Genomic DNA, 550 nt, shown 5'->3' with positions numbered 1-550 from the left:
CTATACGGAGGCACACCTGCGAAGTTGATTCGTCGTCTCAACGAAGAAGAGTAAGAATCGATAGTGATGGCATGATGACTCGCTTTACAGGCGTAAGAGAATCATGTCATCAGACAGGGATAATTCGTCAAGGAGTCTAAGATGTCGAACAAGACAGAAGTCCTCATGTGCCCTACATGTGGGGTAGAAACGCATCATGTCGTGGTGTTAGTTAGAAAAAAAAGTGGCTATGAAGGCGATAAAAATCGCAACAAGAAAGAGTTCATCGCTGGCTTTCTCAAAAGTGTAGTGTTCGGCGCCTTCCTTGCTTCTATGGATGAATTTGAACGTCACTTGATCTGCGAAAACTGTGGTCATAAAACCATTCAACAGTAACTGATAGTCTTTCTTTCTCTGCATAAGTTCATAAGTGCGGTTTGAAGCACTGGTTATTCAAATCGCATTATCCTCTTTTAGTGCCTTTGCTCTTCTTATGTTCCTCTCCCAAAAATGAGTCACATCAGTACGCATTTTAACCGCTTGGATACAGGTAACTCACTGCTATGTATAA

General features: G+C 42.0%; 1 protein-coding gene. It reads left to right on the top strand.

What is annotated here, in order from left to right; genetic code table 11:
- Positions 1–141 precede the first annotated feature (141 nt).
- Positions 142–375 carry a hypothetical protein gene (locus tag R7E78_RS29535; RefSeq protein ID WP_005497910.1) on the top strand — a complete coding sequence of 78 codons (234 nt, stop codon included), beginning with the start codon at positions 142–144 and terminating at the stop codon, positions 373–375.
- The last annotated feature ends 175 nt before the right edge of the window (positions 376–550 follow it).

The organism is Vibrio sp. YT-19(2023) (assembly GCF_033337395.1).
Note: the sequence above shows the minus strand (reverse complement) of the source record. Positions and strands in the feature narration are given on the sequence as shown.